This is a genomic window from Rossellomorea yichunensis (assembly GCF_032337515.1).
Lineage (GTDB): Bacteria > Bacillota > Bacilli > Bacillales > Bacillaceae_B > Rossellomorea > Rossellomorea yichunensis.
Genome location: NZ_JAVYAD010000003.1, coordinates 553,029 through 568,374, shown reverse-complemented (window position 1 = coordinate 568,374; position 15,346 = coordinate 553,029). Strand labels below are relative to the sequence as shown.

At 40.6% G+C, this 15,346-nt stretch carries 21 protein-coding genes; 5 read left to right on the top strand and 16 right to left on the bottom strand.

Annotation, left to right across the window (positions count from 1 at the left end; translation table 11 throughout):
• Positions 1–54 precede the first annotated feature (54 nt).
• Positions 55–876 (top strand): late competence protein ComER, encoded by an 822-nt coding sequence (gene comER / locus RSX31_RS10675; protein WP_148969744.1) that lies wholly within the window; start codon positions 55–57, stop codon positions 874–876.
• Between the two features lie 113 nt (positions 877–989).
• Here the strand turns inward: comER and RSX31_RS10670 are convergent, their stop codons facing one another.
• Genes RSX31_RS10670 through RSX31_RS10635 form a run of 8 tightly spaced genes read right to left on the bottom strand, consistent with a single transcriptional unit; the run spans position 990 to position 6,010 of the window.
• Complete coding sequence (locus RSX31_RS10670) at positions 990–1,736, bottom strand: class I SAM-dependent DNA methyltransferase (RefSeq protein WP_315634492.1); 747 nt, start codon at positions 1,734–1,736, stop codon at positions 990–992.
• The gene (gene rsfS, locus RSX31_RS10665; RefSeq protein ID WP_044339584.1) at positions 1,737–2,090 is read right to left on the bottom strand and encodes a ribosome silencing factor; all 354 of its coding nucleotides are present in this window, start codon (positions 2,088–2,090) and stop codon (positions 1,737–1,739) included.
• Between the two features lie 4 nt (positions 2,091–2,094).
• Positions 2,095–2,661 carry a bis(5'-nucleosyl)-tetraphosphatase (symmetrical) YqeK gene (gene yqeK, locus RSX31_RS10660; protein ID WP_148995768.1) on the bottom strand — a complete coding sequence of 189 codons (567 nt, stop codon included), beginning with the start codon at positions 2,659–2,661 and terminating at the stop codon, positions 2,095–2,097.
• Positions 2,654–3,220 carry a nicotinate-nucleotide adenylyltransferase gene (locus RSX31_RS10655; RefSeq protein ID WP_148995878.1) on the bottom strand — a complete coding sequence of 189 codons (567 nt, stop codon included), beginning with the start codon at positions 3,218–3,220 and terminating at the stop codon, positions 2,654–2,656. The genes yqeK and RSX31_RS10655 overlap by 8 nt, the downstream gene beginning before the upstream one ends.
• A gap of 14 nt (positions 3,221–3,234) precedes the next feature.
• A complete protein-coding gene (gene yhbY / locus RSX31_RS10650; protein ID WP_315634491.1) occupies positions 3,235–3,528 on the bottom strand; it encodes a ribosome assembly RNA-binding protein YhbY in 294 nt (97 codons plus the stop codon).
• On the bottom strand, positions 3,515–4,360 hold the full coding sequence (gene aroE, locus RSX31_RS10645) for a shikimate dehydrogenase (protein ID WP_315634490.1): 846 nt from the start codon (positions 4,358–4,360) through the stop codon (positions 3,515–3,517). The genes yhbY and aroE overlap by 14 nt, the downstream gene beginning before the upstream one ends.
• Before the next feature lie 10 nt (positions 4,361–4,370).
• Positions 4,371–5,471, bottom strand: coding sequence for a ribosome biogenesis GTPase YqeH (gene yqeH, locus RSX31_RS10640; RefSeq protein ID WP_315634489.1), 1,101 nt, complete (start codon positions 5,469–5,471; stop codon positions 4,371–4,373).
• Positions 5,468–6,010, bottom strand: a complete 543-nt coding sequence (locus tag RSX31_RS10635) for a YqeG family HAD IIIA-type phosphatase (RefSeq protein ID WP_395940719.1) — start codon at positions 6,008–6,010, stop codon at positions 5,468–5,470. Before RSX31_RS10635 ends, yqeH begins: the two co-directional genes overlap by 4 nt.
• Positions 6,011–6,450: 440 nt before the next feature.
• Here RSX31_RS10635 and sda point away from each other — a divergent pair, with 440 nt between their 5' ends.
• Complete coding sequence (sda, locus tag RSX31_RS10630; RefSeq protein ID WP_113970654.1) at positions 6,451–6,591, top strand: sporulation histidine kinase inhibitor Sda; 141 nt, start codon at positions 6,451–6,453, stop codon at positions 6,589–6,591.
• A gap of 125 nt (positions 6,592–6,716) precedes the next feature.
• Here the strand turns inward: sda and RSX31_RS10625 are convergent, their stop codons facing one another.
• Complete coding sequence (locus RSX31_RS10625; RefSeq protein ID WP_315634488.1) at positions 6,717–7,499, bottom strand: phosphatidylserine decarboxylase; 783 nt, start codon at positions 7,497–7,499, stop codon at positions 6,717–6,719.
• Between the two features lie 227 nt (positions 7,500–7,726).
• On the opposite strand from RSX31_RS10625, the gene pssA reads away from it, so the two are divergent.
• Complete coding sequence (gene pssA, locus RSX31_RS10620) at positions 7,727–8,266, top strand: CDP-diacylglycerol--serine O-phosphatidyltransferase (protein WP_148995772.1); 540 nt, start codon at positions 7,727–7,729, stop codon at positions 8,264–8,266.
• 70 nt (positions 8,267–8,336) lie between these two features.
• Here the strand turns inward: pssA and RSX31_RS10615 are convergent, their stop codons facing one another.
• Positions 8,337–8,474: a hypothetical protein gene (locus tag RSX31_RS10615; RefSeq protein WP_172655779.1), complete on the bottom strand. Its 138-nt coding sequence runs from the start codon at positions 8,472–8,474 to the stop codon at positions 8,337–8,339.
• Positions 8,475–8,672: 198 nt separating this feature from the next.
• Between RSX31_RS10615 and sigK the strand changes: the two genes are divergently transcribed.
• Complete coding sequence (gene sigK / locus RSX31_RS10610; protein ID WP_315634487.1) at positions 8,673–9,389, top strand: RNA polymerase sporulation sigma factor SigK; 717 nt, start codon at positions 8,673–8,675, stop codon at positions 9,387–9,389.
• Between the two features lie 497 nt (positions 9,390–9,886).
• Here the strand turns inward: sigK and RSX31_RS10605 are convergent, their stop codons facing one another.
• The 6 genes from RSX31_RS10605 to RSX31_RS10580 form a co-directional block, all read right to left on the bottom strand.
• Entirely contained in the window at positions 9,887–10,027 is a 141-nt protein-coding gene (locus tag RSX31_RS10605; protein ID WP_187443287.1) for a YrzI family small protein, read from the bottom strand.
• Between the two features lie 1,009 nt (positions 10,028–11,036).
• Positions 11,037–11,276, bottom strand: coding sequence for a YrhC family protein (locus tag RSX31_RS10600; protein WP_187443678.1), 240 nt, complete (start codon positions 11,274–11,276; stop codon positions 11,037–11,039).
• Positions 11,277–11,378: 102 nt separating this feature from the next.
• Positions 11,379–12,515, bottom strand: coding sequence for a bifunctional cystathionine gamma-lyase/homocysteine desulfhydrase (locus RSX31_RS10595; RefSeq protein WP_315634486.1), 1,137 nt, complete (start codon positions 12,513–12,515; stop codon positions 11,379–11,381).
• Between the two features lie 2 nt (positions 12,516–12,517).
• A complete protein-coding gene (locus RSX31_RS10590; RefSeq protein ID WP_148995787.1) occupies positions 12,518–13,441 on the bottom strand; it encodes a PLP-dependent cysteine synthase family protein in 924 nt (307 codons plus the stop codon).
• 147 nt (positions 13,442–13,588) lie between these two features.
• Positions 13,589–14,281 (bottom strand): 5'-methylthioadenosine/S-adenosylhomocysteine nucleosidase, encoded by a 693-nt coding sequence (mtnN, locus tag RSX31_RS10585; protein ID WP_148995788.1) that lies wholly within the window; start codon positions 14,279–14,281, stop codon positions 13,589–13,591.
• 15 nt (positions 14,282–14,296) lie between these two features.
• On the bottom strand, positions 14,297–14,935 hold the full coding sequence (locus RSX31_RS10580; RefSeq protein WP_148995789.1) for a class I SAM-dependent methyltransferase: 639 nt from the start codon (positions 14,933–14,935) through the stop codon (positions 14,297–14,299).
• A gap of 194 nt (positions 14,936–15,129) precedes the next feature.
• On the opposite strand from RSX31_RS10580, the gene RSX31_RS10575 reads away from it, so the two are divergent.
• On the top strand, positions 15,130–15,336 hold the full coding sequence (locus RSX31_RS10575; protein WP_148995790.1) for a DUF2536 family protein: 207 nt from the start codon (positions 15,130–15,132) through the stop codon (positions 15,334–15,336).
• The last annotated feature ends 10 nt before the right edge of the window (positions 15,337–15,346 follow it).

Sequence of the window (15,346 nt, the reverse complement as noted above, 5' to 3'; positions counted from 1 at the left end):
GTTGAAAGGGATTCATAAGTTTTAGGAGAGAGTGTGATAGAAGGAGGGCTGCACATGAAAGTGGGTATCATTGGAACGGGGAACATGGGGAAAATCATTATTGAAGCTCTCATTGAATCAAAGGCGATTTCTCCTTCACATCTTCATATTACGAATCGTTCATTAAAAAAAGCAGAAGGTATAAAAGAAAAATGGAATAAAGTGAATGTAAGCCATTCAAATGAAGAAGTGATCAAGTCAGCTGACTTAATCTTCATTTGTGTGAAACCTCATGATGTGTATGATGTGATTCAGGAGAATAAAAAAAGCTTCACCAGGGATAAATGCGTTGTTTCAATAACCAGTCCGGTAAGCGTGGAACAATTAGAATCGATCTTGACCAGTTCCTGTGCCCGATTCATTCCTAGCATTACGAATCGTGCATTAAGCGGAGTGTCACTTTTAACTTATGGAAGTCATTGTTCAGATAAATGGAGGCAGGATTTAATGACACTGGTTGAACATATCTCCACACCGGTAGTCATTGATGAAAATGTGACGCGAGTGGCTTCTGACATTGTGAGCTGTGGACCTGCTTTTTTCAGTTATGTTACGCAAAGGTTTATTAACGCTGCTGCAGAAGTAACAGAAATAGACAGGGAAACAGCTACTGTTTTGGCATCTGAAATGCTTGTTGGTCTTGGGGACTTATTGAAGAAAAATATTTATACATTACCGACACTTCAAGAAAAAGTCTGTGTAAAAGGCGGAGTGACTGGAATAGGGATTTCCGTAATGGAAAGAGAACTGGGAGATGTTTTCGAGAAATTATTTGAAGCCACACAGGAAAAGTTCGTGGATGATATTGAAGGAACGAAGTCACAATTTGGAGTCTAGACAGGCTCCTTTTTTATATTTCGACACTAATTGATATTTTCCTTCTTTTTTTAAAAAATCTTTTTCATAAAAAAGCCGGATCAATCTCTTTTCAAGAGACGATCCGGCTTTTATCATTTCTTCTTACACGTAAAGAAAATTCTTTCGCTATGGTCTGTAGGGGCTTCCTGTGTGAAGTCTGCGGAGACGTTCAACACTTCGAACCCTGCATCCTCCAACCATTCTTTCATGGTCAGGATGGGGTATGTGCGCTGTTTATGAAGCTCTTCTACTCTTTCGTACTGATTCGTTTCCTCATCTTTCACGAAAAAGGTCAGTTCATGCTCTACACTATTGGGAACTTCTCCAGGGAAGCAATCCCAAATGTATGAGACGTGGTCATCCGAAAGGGTAAATGTCTGGTTAATAAATATTTGCGTCATTTTATAAATGGAATGCACATCAAATAGGAATAAGCCATCATGCTTAAGATGAGCATATACACTTTCGAACGTATTTTTCACATCTTTTTCGTCTTCCAGGTAATTCAGGGAATCACAAAAAATCGTAATAAGATCGTATTCACCAAGGGAATCAAGCTTTGACATATCCTGTTGAAACAGATTTATCTTTACGTTCATTTCAAAAGCCTTTTCCTGAGCTACCATAAGCATATCCTGAGAGAGATCGACACCTGTCACATCGTAGCCGTCCCGGACAAGGCGCAGTGATAATTCCCCGGTGCCACAAGCGATGTCAAGGACTTTTCCCCCTTGGATTGAATAAGCTTTAGCTTGCTTATTGACAAACTCCAACCAGCCGTCGTATGGGACGTCCTGCATTAAATAATCGTACACATAAGCAAAACGTTCATAACTCATTTAGTGACTCTCACCTTGTCCAACTTCGACGAAGGATGCATCTCCCCATAAACGCTCTAGATTATAGTAGCCTCTTTCCTCTTTATGGAACACGTGAGCGACGACATCACCTAAGTCGACTAAGATCCAGCGTGCTTGATCAAAGCCTTCCAACCGTTTGACTGTATAGCCGTTTTCTTCTGCTCTGTCCTTTAATTCCCGTGCAATGGCCTGCACCTGTTTGTCTGAGTTACCGTGACAGATCAAAAAATAATCCGCAATTAAAGAAACACCTTTCATATCTAATACAACAATATCTTCAGCACGTTTATCATCAGCGGCATTAAACGCTAATTCTACTAAATTTTGTTCCATTCCTTCATCTCCTCTTGTTTAAAATTAATCCGTTATAAAAGCGAAATGTATCTGGGTAGATCGCTTGATTTTTTTTCATAAGAAACGTCATTGTATTTTGAAGTGCCTTCAACAACCCTTGGTCCAATGACTCTTTTGCGAGTTCCCTGACTTCTTCCACCCCGGGAAATTGTCGATTCGGTTCGATATAATCAGCTAAATAGATCACTTTGTCCAGCTTGGTCATCTCTTCTTTACCCGAAGTATGGTATCGGATGGCATTTAATATATCTTCATCCTGTATACCCACTTCACGCTCAACAAGAAACGCTCCTACCGGTGCATGCCAAAGCTCGCTATTGTACAGTAAAAGATCCTGATCCAGCTTCTCTTCTACAATGATCGTTTGCATTTCCTCTTTATCCCGGAACTTCGCATAGTCATGGAAAATCGCCGCTATTTCTGCCTTTTTCTCATCGGCTCCATATCGCTTTGCAAGCTCTATGCTTGTTTCCATGACTCCACAAGTGTGTATATAACGATGTTCCGTTAAATGTTCTTTCACGATTTCCAAGGCTTTTTCCCTATTCATACAATTTCTCCTCCTTTATGAATCGATACACATCGTCGGGGACTAAGTAGCGTACCGATCGCCCCAGTTTCACTGTGTTGCGAATGTAGGAAGAAGAAATATCAATGGCCGGTACTTCCACCAATTGAACATTAAACGAAGTATCATGTGAATAGGAAGGACGATTAACACCAATGAACCTGACCATTTCCTGAAGTTCCTCTATCCGGTACCACTTCGGGAGATATTCGATCATATCCCCGCCTATTATAAATGAAAACTCGGTCTCCTTTTCCCTCTCGGTTAATAGCTTAATGGTGTCGTAAGTGTATGAGGCACCCTCTCTTTCAAGTTCAATCCGTTCGATGGAAAAGTGAGGGTTGCTCTTAATCACTTTTTGAAGCATGAAGAGACGCTGTTCTACTGATACACTTTCATCCGCCTGTTTATGAGGAGGAACGTGATTCGGTAGAAATCGTATTTCATCCAAATTCGCCTTCTCTAAAACTTGTTCCGCAATAACCAAATGGCCCATATGAGGAGGATTGAATGTCCCTCCAAGGAGTCCAACCTTTTTCATCATTCTATCAATCCTTATCGTGGGAGGATTAATTTCTTGTTTTCTTTCGATTCCTTGTATAGAACAATTGTATTTCCAATGATTTGGACGATTTCCGCCCCTACACCTTTGGATAACTCGTCAGCAACCTCGGACTTATCCATATCACAGTTTTGAAGAATGCTGATTTTCATCAATTCTCTTACTTCAATCGCTTCTCCGATTGTTTTGATCATATTCTCATTGACTCCGCCTTTTCCTACTTGAAAAACCGGATTTAAATGATGTGCTTCTGAACGTAAATATCTTTTTTGTTTACCTGTTAACATGTTGACCTCCTAGTTGTTGTAAAACGGTGTTTTTCATAATCGAATATGGTGGAAAGATTCCCGTCCATTTTTCAAATGAAAGGGCTCCCTGGTACACAAACATATCAAGACCATTTTGAGTACGGGCACCTTTCTGATTCGCTTGTTTCAACAATGCTGTTTCCAAAGGATTATAGATAATGTCACTGACGATGCATCCCTCTTTTAACTCTTTGATCGTTAATGGACTGTCTTCAATATGAGGAAACATTCCTATAGATGTTGTATGGATGATCACATCATATTGGTCCAATGAGTTTTCAGCAGCCTCTAAAGATATGAAACCTGAGTTCAAATCGAAAGGGCACGCTTCGATCATCTTTTCAGCTCTCAGTGGCGTCCGGTTGGTCACATCGATTCTCTTCACCCCTAGAGAAGCAAGGGAATAATAAATGGCTTTTGCAGCACCACCGGCACCGATAATCAGCATCGATTTATCTTCAAGTTGTTCATCCGCTATATTTTTCAAGCCTTCCACAAACCCAAGACCGTCTGTATTATAACCGATCAGCTTGCCATTTTCATTGACAATCGTATTCACTGCCCCGATTGCCTCTGCCAATGGATCGATTTCTTCTAAAAGAGGCATGACATTTTCCTTATGGGGAACTGTCACATTCACTCCTTGAATTCCCAACGCCTTTATTCCATCAATGGCTTGGGAAAGCTGCTCTTTTCTCACGTGAAATTTCACATAAGCAGAATCCATTCCACATTCTTGAAACGCAGCATTATGCATCTCGGGAGACATAGAATGGGCAATTGGATCTCCTATAACACCATATAGAGCCACAGAATCCCTCCTAGATTAATGATTTTCTCAAGAAAACACTAACGCCTTTAGGAACATGGGCAGCAATGGTAGCCCCTCTGTCATTCACTGTAATCCATCCTAAACCTGAGAAGACGATATCCGTTTTTGCTTCTTTAATTCTGAACTCATGCCTCACAAGTGGAGGGAATGTGTCCATATCATCTTTTCTTGGCGGCTGCAACATTTCTCCTGCATGATTCTTATAGAGCTCATCGGCTTTCTCAATCTTTGTGCGATGAATGGATAGCTCATTTGAGAAATAACAGGTAAATGCCTGACGCTCACCAGCCATGAAGTCAAATCGTGCCAATCCCCCGAAGAAAAGGGTTTGTTCTGGATTTAACTGGAAGGTTCTCGGCTTAATCTCTTTCTTAGGAGTAATGATTTTCAGATCCTGTTTATCAACAAAATGGGCCATCTGATGGTGATTAATAATTCCCGGCGTGTCTATGAGTGACTCTTCGTCATCAAGTGGAATTTGAATCATATCGAGAGTGGTGCCAGGGAAGTGAGAAGTCGTAATGACATCTTGTTCACCTGATACATGCTTGATAATACGGTTTATAAACGTTGATTTCCCTACGTTTGTACACCCTACTACATACACGTCTTTTCCATTTCGATAATGTTCAATCGCTTCGATTGCATCAGTAATTCCCTGACCTTTCGCAGCACTCACTAACTGAACATCAATAGGCTTTAACCCTAATTGACTTGCTTCATGTTTCATCCAATGAATCAGCTTGGTGGGTTTTACAGACTTGGGAAGCAGATCCACTTTGTTACCAATGAGCAGAATCGGGTTAGATCCTACGAAACGATGCAATCCAGGCAGCCAGCTCCCATTGAAATCAAATATATCGACAATCTTGACAATCAACCCTTCTGAATTACCAAGTTCATTTAATATTTTCAAGAAGTCATCATCCGTTAAGGGGACATCCTGGACTTCATTATAATGTTTTAATCTAAAGCAACGTTGACAAATGATCTCTTCTTTCTGAAGAGAAGAAGGTGGTGCATACCCCATTCCTTCCTTATTCTCCGTCTGGATTTCAACGCCACATCCTATACATACAACTTGACTCACTTTTTATCCTCCCACTCAAGCATGCCTTTACGCTTGAAAAACTTCATTATTCTTCGTTCTACACGGCGATTGAACTTTGTGATGAACCCATCTGATTGTGCCACGGGAACAACCAGTATCGTATGGAAGCCGTTTCGATTCCCGCCTAAAACATCCGTCAACAGCTGGTCTCCAATGACTACCGACTCTTCCTTCTTCACACCCATTTCCTGAATCGCCCTTTTGAAAGCACGTCCCATTGGCTTACGTGCCTGGAATATAAACGGAACGCCCAAAGGCTCTGCAAATGCTCCCACCCGGTTTTTGTTATTATTGGACACAATGGTCACAAGGATTCCATGCTCCTGCATTTCTTTAAACCACTGGATTAACTTAGGGGTGGCATTGGGACGATCCCATTCCACTAACGTATTATCTAAATCTGTAATGATCGCTTTAATTCCTTTTTCTTTTAAATACTCCGGTCTGATACTGAAAATATCTTGAACCTGTTCATCGGGTAAAAATTGCTTTATCACTTGCAGCACCTCAAATTTCATAATCATTTATATACTTTAATGTTTACTTTTCTTCTTTGTCGTATAGCTCAAACGTCCATTGTTTCTGCGGATATCGATTCTCTCTATAGTACCTTTTAACGTATAACAGATTAATGATAACCAATTTTTCCTGCAGATTCAAAATAAATCACATATATTCCTGGAATTCCATAAATATTCCCAAGGAGAATAAATATTTTTCGACAAATTTCCAGATGCTTTCATGGTTGTGGATAACCTTATTCACATTATACAAGACATAAACATCGCTTATTTACCAGTTATATACAAGTTAGTCACAACTTATCCACCGTGAACTGTGGATAACGGAACGCTTGTTCTGAAAAAACAAATTTGGTAAAGTTTAATTACTACTTAAAAACGTACTAACATTATGTTTCGAAATACAAAAAAGTTGATGGTTATTGGAGGTGGCATTAATGAGGAAATTATCGGACGAACTGTTGATTGATTCATATTTCAAAGCGTTGGAGTTGAAACTCAATACAGAATTCATTCGCCTCATCGAAATGGAAATTCACCGTCGATCTCTTACTAATAAAATAAAAGCTTCATCGTAGAATACTAACATGAAATGGGACGGATTTGTTTAAAATCCGTCCTCTTTTTTATATAAGGATGTTTTCGTAACGATGTGACTGAGGAAGCAGTGCCTGATTTCCGCTTCAATCTTTAGAAAGCAGCGTTATTTAATGAAATCTCCAATCGTTTCCCCTACCGTCACATTTCTAGGTACTTCTTTATTCGGCGACAATCGGAACGTATTTTTTTCAAAAAGGAGAATGACGGTGGAGCCGAAGCTGAAGTATGCGACCTCTTCGCCTTGTGTCCATTCTTTTTCCTCATGAATATAATCAATGCTGTTGACAAACATGGCTCCTACTTTTACGACAGCTACTTTCCCTCTTACATGCTTCAGCTCCGTAATAGAGCGGAAGTTTTTTGAAAGGGCTTCTTTTCCGTACAACAATCCCAGTTCATTGACCGGGTAGGAATGCTGTCCCAGTGACCACCTGCTTAAAATCGTGCCTGATACCGGGCTGTGAATACGGTGATAATTCGCAGGGCTCAAATAAAATACTGCGAATTCCCCCCCACTATAATCAGAAGCTTTCCCTTCACTGCCAAGCATATCAAGAACGGAGTAGGGCTTTCCTTTGACTTCAATTACAAGGTCATCGGAAATGCTGCCGGTATCGGCCAGTAATCCATCAACTGGACTGACCGCTTGTTCCTCACTATAGTTCACGACCCTTGCATCCTCTTTCAGATTTCTTATAAAGAAATCATGCAGCGTTTCATAATCAGCTACACGGCCTTCTATTTCATCCACATTTATTTTGTACGTTTTTATAAATGATGAAATAAATGGCCGACTCAATGAAGACTGTACAAATTTCCTGATCATATAAGAGGACCATTTTTTATTTGTTAGTTCGATAAATAGACGATAAATGGATTGCTTCATTAATATCCCTCACAAATTTCTAAAAAACGATTAACTTTAACAGTTTAATAAGTATATAATAAAATATTATTATATACTATATTTATAAGAATCTTTTTTCACTGCGGGATTTAACATATATTGTGGTTACCATTCCAATTGTTTCTGCAAACGTATGTAGAGTGAATATGTTAGCCAGAAAACATGTTCAGTAGTGAACAAACTTATTCAAAGGGAGTGAGTGATGTTTGTTTCTCTCCGAAGTCGTCGACCAAACATTTAAAAAGCTAAAAAGTCAAACGGCCAACCTCATTACTTTGTCCAACTTATCATTAGGCGGATTTGCTATTATTTCAATACTTCATAATCAATTAAACCTAAGCTTGTTATTGATTTTCATCGCTGCCTTAACAGACCGCTTCGATGGGATGGTTGCGAGGAAAATGAACATTGAGTCAGAGTTAGGAAAACAGCTGGATTCCATGAGTGATATCATATCATTTGGCATTGCTCCTGCCCTGCTCCTGTATATAGCCGTTCTTAATCAGTATGACTTTCCGGGGATGTTTTTCACCATATTTTATATTGGATGTGGAGCTTTTCGGTTAGCCCGCTTCAATATTTCAGAAAACGATGGCTACTTTACAGGATTGCCGATCACCGTAGCCGGATGTTTACTGACTCTGTGCTACCTGGCTATCCCTTTTGTTTCAGGTGTGCTGATTTTATGTATGACAATTACTCTAGCTGTATTAATGGTAAGTCCTTTTACATTGAAGAAGATGTAAGGAGGTATGACTAGCCCTGTTCACCTTGTGAACAGGGCTCTGTCAGGTTATAAATGTTGTGCTTGTCAGGCTAACAGTTATTGTAGTACCACCATCCACCAAATAGGAAAAGTAAGATTAGTAATACAACGACTAGAGCGAAGTAAAATCCGCCACCACCATAATAACCTGGATAGACTGGTCCATAACAAGGGTATCCATACGGCATTGCAATACCTCCTCACCTACTTTTACTACTAGTATATGTCCATAGGGAAATAGCGTATAGGCAGTTTCCAACTTTATTACCCGAATTCTCCGGAAAGAAAGTTTACGATTTCTTTGATTACTTTCCAGGGACATGCAAGGACATCCCTTTCTTATCATATGAATGAGTATAGGCTTAAGTCCTCATGGAGGTGTGAATATGTCTGGAGTTCTAACGGCACTGGGGTATTTCATTAAAGAGTTAATTTTCCTCGTTTCTTACGTAAAGAACAATGCATTCCCTCAACCTCTATCTGCAGCAGATGAACGAAAATATTTAAGGCTGATGGCAGAAGGAGATGAGCATGCCCGTAATATGCTCATTGAACATAACCTGCGATTGGTTGCTCACATCGTCAAGAAATTCGAAAACACAGGGGAAGATCCAGAAGATCTAATTTCCATCGGGACCATCGGATTGATTAAAGCAATTGAAAGTTATTCAGAAGGCAAAGGTACGAAACTTGCAACCTATGCGGCACGTTGTATCGAGAATGAGATTCTTATGCATCTTCGTGCACTCAAGAAAACGAAAAAAGATGTCTCTCTTCACGATCCTATCGGTCAAGATAAAGAAGGAAACGAAATCAGCTTAATTGATATCTTAAAGTCTGAAAGTGATGATGTCATCGATACGATTCAATTAAGTATGGAACTTGAAAAAGTAAGAAAATACATTTGTGTGCTGGACGAAAGGGAAAAAGAAGTGATCGTCGGGCGATTCGGATTAGACTTGAAAGAGGAAAAAACCCAACGGGAAATTGCCAAGGAATTAGGAATCTCAAGAAGCTATGTATCACGAATCGAGAAAAGGGCACTCATGAAGATGTTTCATGAATTTTATCGTGAGGAAAAAGAAAAGCGAAACAAATCATGAAAAAGCGATCCAAACTCGGATCGCTTTTTTTCATTCTCTATTCTACACTGACTTCAGCGGCAATAATCAGACCAATCACAGATGTTACGACAAGACCCATTATCATTGAAAACATCGTAATATCACTCCCTCTTTAACAGTCATTACTACCTGCACTTCTTACTATTAATGTATCACGAAAAGCCGGATTCTTCCCTTTCATTCGTGAACAACTTATTACTAAAGATTGACAGAACTGTGTCTGTGTTACGTCTCTCGTAACCCCAATAAAAACAAAGAAGGACACCCTCATAGAAAGGCATCCTCCTCATTCATTCTTATTTCTTATCCTGCTTCTTCTTTTTATGGAAGAAAGCCGACCAAAAAACAATATTTAAAAACATCGTTCCACCCACCTTTTGTTTCGTTAGGCAGTATCCTTCTCTACCCATAGCGCATTAAGCATTTTCTCCTGTACATAAATCATATTTTATTCTCCTCTCCATTTTCAGATATCCTTAGAACAATTGCGACATGTATTGGTTCTTGGTTTTCGTTTCTTCATAGGATTTTGAAACCGTTTCATTGTGCGTCGCTTCTTCAAACGTTTCTTGTTTCTTATTGAACGTTACCGTTATAAATAAAAGATTAAGTGTCATACGTATCACCCCTTTCAAAGTGCCTCGTGAGTTGCCAGGCATACTAAAAAACCACAAAGAGACCGATCCTTGTGGCACAAAAAAGCCACAGGAACCTTCATTCTCCCTGTGGCTATCATTTAATGGATTTAAAATTAAGCGTAAAGCATCCCACAAGTGGTCGAATGATTAAAACAATATGAAGTTGTGTCTTTTTTTCCATTAAGCACGAACATTTTCTTCGACCTCCCTCTTGTGATTTTTTTCTTACATTGGTTAGTATATCCAATTTTCACAGTAAAGTAAACCACTTTCCTCATTATTTTTTCTACAAATTTCCACATGGTTCTAGAATGTTCTTTTTTCAGGTTTATGATTTTAAAACATCTGGTCTGCCGGTGCTCTGTCAATGAGTATTGTGCTTGATGGTGAGGGGAACTGCTTCGCTTGCAGCTAGTGTTCGGCCGAGCCTCCTCAGCTACGCTTCCGGGGTCTCGGCACGACCGTTCTTCCCTAGGAGTCTACGCAGTTCTCCCCACCATCTATAATAGATTTTCGTGACAGAGCTTAAAGATCAGAATAACAAATATAGAATGTATAGGATATCAATTCCAATGATTCAATGTGGCAATAAGAAGAGTAAACATTGATTAATGACCGGTTTATGAGTTACCAATAGATGTTTTGTGCTTTCTTTCCAGATAGTTTTTTTTAGAAACAAATTTTCTACAATGGGAACTATTTTTGATTACAAAAAATAAATAGCACAGAGTGGATTGGAGCGAAAGGCACTTGACTCCTGCGGGAAACAGAGGAAAGGTCGAGACCTCACAGACGCGACGTCGAGGAGGCTCGACTTCCTCCCCTGGGAATCTTGTGACTGGAGGGGAAAGTAACGGTCCGGGTTTTCGCACTTCACTCATATAAAAAATGAATTTACCTTTTGGGAATCTATTCAAAACTCACCGCCAGCACCCTTTGAAAACGACATGAAAAAACGAGTCCTCAATGAGAACCCGCTTTACATGATCTATTCATCTATAGATTGCATATCTCTTTTGTATTTGATCGCTTTTGTAAAAAATATAAGTGACAATCCGAGTAAAACAACGGTGCCTGTCATGAGGGTGATCGTTTTACTTGGTGTGACGGTTTCTGTTGGAATAATAACCCCTAAATACATAAAGACACTAAGTGCAAGTAACGTAAAACCAAATCGTTTGAAGTCGTTCATTTTTTGTTGAATGGTTCTTTTTTTTGCGTTCTTCATGCGCATTCACCTACTTTAGAACTAGTAAACTCTCATTCTATGGTAACATACTGAAGCATATCATCTACCATGTAATTGATACCAGTTCTGCCAATAGTCGAATTACTTGGAAAGGGCATTTTCAATATCTTCAATCAGGTCCTCTACGTCTTCAAGACCGACAGAGATACGTACCAAACCATCGGTGATCCCTAACTCATTTCGGCGATCTGCCGGAATGGACGCGTGAGTCATGCGGGCAGGTACCGAGATTAAACTTTCTACAGCGCCAAGACTTTCTGCCAATGTGAAGTATTTCGTGTTCGTGAGCAGACGATCTGCATTTTCTTCACTTCCTACATCAAATGAAACCATTCCCCCAAAGCCGGATGCCTGTTTCTTGGCAATGGCATGGTACGGATGCGTTTCTAATCCTGGATAGTAAACCTTTGATACTTTCGGGTGTGATGTAAGATACTCGACTATTTTCTTCGTGTTTTCTTCATGCTCTTCCATTCTCAGACCTAAGGTTTTAATGCCTCGAATCAGTAACCATGAATCCTGTGGTCCAAGAACCCCGCCGGTTGAATTCTGTACAAAGAATAATTCTTCAGCAAGCTCTTCAGAATTCACAACAACCAGTCCTGCCACCACGTCACTGTGTCCGCCGATGTATTTCGTTGCGCTGTGAAGAACGATGTCTGCTCCCAGGCTGATTGGGTTTTGCCAGTATGGCGTGCTGAACGTATTATCCACGATCGTCAATAGATTGTGCTTCTTGGCCAAGGAAGCCGCTGCCTCGATATCGGTAATTTTCAGCAGTGGATTCGTTGGTGTTTCAATGTATACAGCCTTTGTATTCGGCTGAATAGCACGTTCAATATTGCCGATATCACTCGAATCAACGAAAGTGGACTCGATGCCGATGCGGTTTAAGACCTTGGTCATGACACGATACGTTCCGCCATAAACGTCGTCGGTCATCACTATATGATCTCCGCTATTGAACATCATCATAACTGCCGTAATAGCTGCCATTCCCGATCCGAATGCAAAGCCTCTTTCTCCGCCTTCCAGATCTTTAATCAACTCTTCAAGCGCATGTCTTGTCGGGTTTCCTGAACGTGAATATTCAAAACCTTTATGCTTTCCTACTTCATCCTGCTTATACGTACTCACCTGGTAGATGGGAGTGGATACCGCACCTGTTTGAGGATCTGTAGGGATACCGCCGTGAATTAGTTGTGTTTTCTTTTTCATGTTTAGAGTCCTCCTTCATATATTTTCTTACTTAAATAGCGCTCACTCGAGTCCGGGAAAATCGTGACGATATGACTTCCCGGCTCTGCTTCTTCCGCTTCCTGTAATGCTGCATGCAGCACTGCACCTGAAGAACTTCCGACCAGCAAGCCCTCCATCAGCGCAAGCTCTTTTACTCGTTTATAAGCATTGTCATCAGTCACGGTATGGATGCTATTAAAATAGCTTGGATCCATATAGTGAGGTAAGAATTCCATGCCGATCCCCTCTGTTTTATGAGGGCCTGATGGTCCACCGTTCAAGATGGAGCCTTCAGGTTCAACAATGACTGTTTTGATGTCCTTATTTCTTTCCTTCAGGTACTGAGCAGTCCCCATGAAGGTACCACCTGTCCCTGCCCCTGCGACAAATGTTTGAATGTTGCCATCCATCTGATTCCATAGTTCAGGTCCCAACGTTTTGTAATACGTTTCCGGATTGGCCGCATTCCCAAATTGCTGCGGAGAATAAGAGTTCGGGATTTCCTTTACAAGTTCATTTGCTTTTGCAATGGCCCCCTTCATTCCTTCCTCGGTTGGGGTATGAATGATCTTGGCGCCTAATGCTTTCATAAGCTCCTGCTTTTCTATGCTGAATTTTTCTGGTACGCAGAACATGACATTGTATCCGGAATTCACAGCTGCAAGCGCCAGGCCGATTCCCGTGTTCCCTGCAGTCGGTTCGATTATGGTGCCTCCCGGTTCTATTTTACCGTTACGGATGGCATCATCTAATAATTCCCTGCCCAGGCGATCCTTCACACTACCTCCAGGATTGAAAAATTCCAGCTTAGCAAAGAGGCGAATTCCCTTCTTTAATGGGAAGTTTGTAAGCTCGACAATCGGTGTATTCCCAATCAGGTCATGTACGCTGTTATACACGTCCATGTATTCAATCCCCCTTCATAAAAAAAGCTGACCCCATGCACTTCCCCTGTCCTCAAATGCATACGATTGGAGGGCTCGACTGAACACATCCGTTCCGTATGTTTTGATGAGAAAGTTGGTACCCGGGTCAGCCGTAATTTCCTCGTATTAAACAGACTTTACAATGCTCATAACCATTTTGGCAGAGTGGAGGGCTGCCTTTTCTAAATATTGTTCGAAGGAAACATCTGATTCCTTGCCTGCAATATCAGAAAGTGAGCGAATGATGACAAATGGTACGTTGAATTGATGAGCCACTTGCGCAATGGCGGCTGCTTCCATTTCAACTGCCTGTAACCCGGTGAATTTGTCACGGATCGCTTCTACACGCTTTGGATCATTCATAAATGAATCTCCCGTGGCAATCAACCCGGACACCACTTGTGCATCTCCAAGTTCCCTCACGCTATCGATGGCTGTCTGCATTAATTTCTCGTCTGCTGTAAATGCGGCAGGAAGCTGCGGTACCTGACCGTATTCATATCCAAAAGCCGTCACGTCCACATCGTGATGTCTTACCTCTGTTGAGATGACAACATCACCAACATCTAGTGAAGGATCGAATCCTCCAGCTGACCCTGTATTGATGATGCAATCCGGTTTAAAATGCTGCAGAAGAACGGCTGTTGACATCGCTGCATTCACCTTGCCGATCCCTGAGCGAAGTAAAATCACATCTTTGTCTTTCATCGTTCCACTTGTATATTCACACCCTGCGATTGTTTCCACTTTCGGGTTTGAAATATTTTCTCTAAGTAAGGCTACTTCTTCTTCCATTGCTCCAATGATGGCGATTTTCATTACTAAAACCTCTTTCTACTGTTTAGTCGCCTCCATAATCCACACAAAGGTATTTACTTGCTTAAAAGTGACTGAAAACCCATTTTGGTCCAATAATTCCTTTAGAACATCCAAGGTAGTGTAATATTCCCGTTTTAAATCTTCAGCAAGGTTGTAATACTCTTTTTTGATTGCTTGTGATATGGCGGCTTTATAGTGCTGATCCGTTTCAAACATCGTATCTGCAAATACTATTTTACCACCATGTGCTAGGAGCTTTCCATATATGCGAAAAGCTTTTCCCTTTTCTTCATCTGTTAAGTGATGAAATGCATAGGAGCTAACGATGGAATCTGCCTTTCCTTCTAAAGAAAAGTCGAGAAAATCTCCATCCATGAACGTTACCTCTTTTCCAAGCTTCTGCATTCCAATGGCCCTCATTTCAGGGGAAGGTTCAAAAGGAACCACTTCAAGTCCTCCGTCCAGTAATCTTCTGGTCAGATTCCCTGTCCCCGGGCCAAATTCAACTACTCTTCCCTTTGACCGGGAAACTACTTCGTCAAGAATGGATTCATAGTCCTCGAAAACCGCTTGATATTCAACGTCTTTCCCCGTTACTGTATCATCATAAGAATCTGCCCAATCCTGGAACAAATCCAAAAATTCTCTACCCATGGTTATGCACCTCAGCTACATTAAGTTTATAATTCCTATAAACATACTATGAATTAAAATAAAAACTGTTATTAAATTATCATATTCTTTGAATGAATTCAACAATTAATAATTGTAAAATCCGTTTTCCGGCTCTAAAATAAGGGAGATAACCTGTCTGTAAGGGGATCACAGTAAAAGAGGAGGATAAACATATGAATATTTCATTTGACTTAATAGAAGATAAAGTAGAGTTTTTTGAAGCAGATAGCTTACGAACATTGGAAAAGAAGGTGGATGAACAAATCCAGCATAATAAAGCGATCATGCTGAGCGTTCATCATGTAGATCACGCCGTTTCCATTGATGAAAATGGCAGAAGATTGTATAGCGCGGCGGTTCATTTTAAAGTGAAAAACTGATTCAAAAAAG

Bases quoted from the DNA above. Each gene is read 5' to 3' on its own strand.
- RSX31_RS10590 (WP_148995787.1), bottom strand. From the start codon at position 13,441: ATGGACGTGTATAACAGCGTACATGACCTGATTGGGAATACACCGATT.
- RSX31_RS10635 (WP_395940719.1), bottom strand. From the start codon at position 6,010: ATGAAATTTGAGGTGCTGCAAGTGATAAAGCAATTTTTACCCGATGAA.
- RSX31_RS10580 (WP_148995789.1), bottom strand. From the start codon at position 14,935: ATGGGTAGAGAATTTTTGGATTTGTTCCAGGATTGGGCAGATTCTTAT.
- sda (WP_113970654.1), top strand. From the start codon at position 6,451: ATGAGGAAATTATCGGACGAACTGTTGATTGATTCATATTTCAAAGCG.
- yhbY (WP_315634491.1), bottom strand. From the start codon at position 3,528: ATGTTAACAGGTAAACAAAAAAGATATTTACGTTCAGAAGCACATCAT.
- RSX31_RS10670 (WP_315634492.1), bottom strand. From the start codon at position 1,736: ATGAGTTATGAACGTTTTGCTTATGTGTACGATTATTTAATGCAGGAC.
- RSX31_RS10655 (WP_148995878.1), bottom strand. From the start codon at position 3,220: ATGAAAAAGGTTGGACTCCTTGGAGGGACATTCAATCCTCCTCATATG.
- RSX31_RS10595 (WP_315634486.1), bottom strand. From the start codon at position 12,515: ATGAAAAAGAAAACACAACTAATTCACGGCGGTATCCCTACAGATCCT.
- RSX31_RS10615 (WP_172655779.1), bottom strand. From the start codon at position 8,474: ATGCCGTATGGATACCCTTGTTATGGACCAGTCTATCCAGGTTATTAT.
- RSX31_RS10600 (WP_187443678.1), bottom strand. From the start codon at position 11,276: ATGAAGAACGCAAAAAAAAGAACCATTCAACAAAAAATGAACGACTTC.
- comER (WP_148969744.1), top strand. From the start codon at position 55: ATGAAAGTGGGTATCATTGGAACGGGGAACATGGGGAAAATCATTATT.
- rsfS (WP_044339584.1), bottom strand. From the start codon at position 2,090: ATGGAACAAAATTTAGTAGAATTAGCGTTTAATGCCGCTGATGATAAA.
- RSX31_RS10575 (WP_148995790.1), top strand. From the start codon at position 15,130: ATGAATATTTCATTTGACTTAATAGAAGATAAAGTAGAGTTTTTTGAA.
- yqeK (WP_148995768.1), bottom strand. From the start codon at position 2,661: ATGAATAGGGAAAAAGCCTTGGAAATCGTGAAAGAACATTTAACGGAA.
- RSX31_RS10625 (WP_315634488.1), bottom strand. From the start codon at position 7,499: ATGAAGCAATCCATTTATCGTCTATTTATCGAACTAACAAATAAAAAA.
- mtnN (WP_148995788.1), bottom strand. From the start codon at position 14,281: ATGAAAATCGCCATCATTGGAGCAATGGAAGAAGAAGTAGCCTTACTT.
- RSX31_RS10605 (WP_187443287.1), bottom strand. From the start codon at position 10,027: ATGACACTTAATCTTTTATTTATAACGGTAACGTTCAATAAGAAACAA.
- sigK (WP_315634487.1), top strand. From the start codon at position 8,673: ATGTCTGGAGTTCTAACGGCACTGGGGTATTTCATTAAAGAGTTAATT.